Here is a 2776-nt window from a genome sequence, read left to right on the forward strand (position 1 = left end):
GTTGAGGGGCTTCCCGTTAAGGGATACCCCGGCCCCTGTGCAGTCCCAGTCTCCCGGCAGTTCCAGGTCGTAGTGGAGGTTTTCCCGCACCCCCTGGTGACCGGCGGCGGCCAGCACCCGTTCCGCCGAATGGGGACGGGGCTCCCGGGTCACCGGCAGAGTCAGGACTTCTCCGTTCTGTTCCCGGAGACGGATGAATTGTTCCATGGCCATCTTAGTGGAAGAACTGGAAGAACTTCATCCGCCGGTTCCCCCACTGGAGGATCTGGTCCAGCAGGGCCGCACTCTGGACCATCCGGTTGCCTTCACAATCGTCCCGGAACTGGATCAGCCATTTTTCGTATTCCGCCCCGTTGCCGCTGAGTTTGGGCAGGATCTTCTGGGCCACCGCATAGTCCAGGGCGATGATCCCGGGCCGGATGTGGTCTTCCGGTTCCATGAGCCGGGCGGCCACCTTCCAGTACCGGCGGAGGGCCAGCTCGATCCGCATGCTCAGGTAGATGTTCTGTTCCGCCAGCCGGGCTTTGATCCGGTCGTACACGTTCTGTTCCACACTGGTCAGCTGGCAGCTTTCCCGGGGCGCCACGTCGAACAGGCTCTTCAGCTGGCTCCAGGACAGCAGCTGGATATCCCCCTGGCTGATTCCCTGGGTCATTTCCGGCACCGCGTCAGTCCGGGGCAGGGTGATGATCCAGGCCCGGTCGATGAGCCGGGGAGACAGGGTCTCGGTGGTGTGGTCGTTGTTGATGGTGGCCAGGAAATGGAGGGTCTCCGGCAGCTGGAGCCGGTGGTTGTACCCCAGGCTCAGGGTGTGTTCCCCGTCCCAGTCGTCGCACACGTTCATAAAGTCCGCCCAGTAGTATTCCATGGGGGACAGGTTGGCCTCATCCAGCAGGATGTAATAGGGGAACTGGCGGATCCCCCGGGTCTTTTCCCAGTCCAGCAGCTTCAGCCCGTCGTACACGTCCCGGTTGCTTTCCTCAAAGGTCCGGGTCAGCGGGTTGTAGTACCCGATCAGGTCCCGTTTGGAGGTCCAGCCCCGTTCCACGGACACCGGGATGTACCGGTTGGCGGTGCTCATGAATTCCTGTTCCCCGATCTTCCGGTCGAACTGGGTGAGCCCCAGCACCTTCCCCAACAGGTTGCAGAAGGAGGTCTTGCCGCTGCCGGGAGCCCCGGAGAATACGGTAAGGAACCCCTGGTGGGTGCAGATCAGCAGGTTCAGGATCAGGTTCCGGCTGTACTGGGGCCGTTCCTTCTGGATGGCGGTGATCAGATAGTCCAGGGCCTTCCGGTTGTTGGTGCCGGAGGCAGGCAGGCTGTTGATGGCTTCCGCCAGTGCTTCCGGGCTCTGGGGCCGGGGCTTCTGGTTCTTCCGCTGTTCCGCCTGGGCCAGGGCCTTCCGGGTACGGGCGGGCAGCCCTTTGGCACTGCCCAGGTCCTGCCAGATGTCCGGATACCGTTCCAAAAGGGCGGTGATGAAGTCCTGGCTCCACCGCTTGTTCAGGTTTTCCAGCAGATGCCGGTAGAGAAAGTCCCCCACCTGTTCATACCCTTCCCGGGCAGCGTCGTCCCCTTCCAGGATGGCTTCCAGCCGGGCGATCCGTCCCTGGCGGATGTGGGTCGGGAGGCCGCTGAACAGCTGGGTCTTTTCCCGTTCCAGGAAGCTTTTCAGCACCCCGGGCTTCACCAGGTCCCCTTCGTCCACCTGGACGGATTTCACCAGGCTCCGGAGGAGCACTTCGTCCGGCACCCGGTCCACCAGCTGGGAGGGAGACCCGGGCACCCGGTGCCAGAACACCCATTCCGTCTTTTCCTGCCGGCTGGCCCAGGTGCCTTCTGCCGGGTAGAAGGTGACGGGCTGCCAGGCTTCCGGCGGGCAGGCGGTCAACAGGTACTGGTTTTCCGGCACATCGCTCTGGAGGAAGAAGCCGAACCGGATGTTCTTCTGAACCTCATAGGGCCCGGCGATCCACCCGTCCCGGAGCTGGAGCAGGATCTGCTTGCCGGCGAAAAGGCCCGGTTCCTGGAGCCGGAGCACCGTATCCATGGAAAGAGGATCCAGGAGATGGGTCTCCGGCACCTGTTCATAGAGCCCTTCCCCAAAGGGGAACCGGAGACGGCCGTCCTTCAGGGCGTCGATGCAGAACACCCGGTAGGCGGTGGACCGGAGATTCCCCTGGCTGTCCTTGTTTTCCACCAGGGAATGGGGTCCCAGGTCCAGGAAGACGATATCGTTTTCGTGGAAGTGTTCTTCCATGTATTTCTGGTCGCTGTGGAGGCTGTACCACAGGTTGATGTTCTTGTACTGTTCCGCCCGGGGGATCAGGGCATCGATTTCTTCCGGGGTCAGGGCCCGGTAGGTTCCCTGTTCCCATACCCCCATGGGGGTGAAGTTGTAGAAGCTGTCCACAATGTTGATCCGGCCCACATAGGTGGTGAAGGGTTCTTCTTCCGGTTCCGCCGGAGCGGCCGGTTCGGCAGGAGCCGGGGCCGGTTCTGCCGGTGCCGGGGCGGCTTCCGGCTGGGGAGCCGGGGTGTTCCGGGGTTCCGGAGCAGGAGTTTCCGGGGCTTCCGGCTGGGCCGGGGCGGCTGTTTCTTCCGGTGCTGCCTCTTCTGCCGGAGCCGGTGTTTCTTCCGGGGCCGGTTCCGGAGCGGCGTTCTTCTTCCCCCGGCGGTTCCGGGCGGCCTTGTCCCGGTTCCGGATGTTCCGGGTCTTCCGGGAGGCCGGTTCTTCCGTGGCTTCTTCCGGGGAAGCTTCCGGTTCCCGGTTTTC

The 2776-nt window shown here is 63.3% G+C and carries 1 protein-coding gene and 1 pseudogene; both read right to left on the minus strand.

The window, feature by feature from the left end:
• Positions 1–207 (minus strand): hypothetical protein (locus QVO43_RS02630; protein WP_288174381.1); only part of this gene is annotated, 207 nt, incomplete at its 3' end.
• A gap of 7 nt (positions 208–214) precedes the next feature.
• Positions 215–2776, minus strand: a pseudogene (locus QVO43_RS02635) (hypothetical protein); the annotation flags it as partial.

Source organism: Acidaminococcus sp. CAG:542 (genome assembly GCF_000437815.1).
Classification (GTDB): Bacteria; Bacillota; Negativicutes; order Acidaminococcales; family Acidaminococcaceae; genus Acidaminococcus.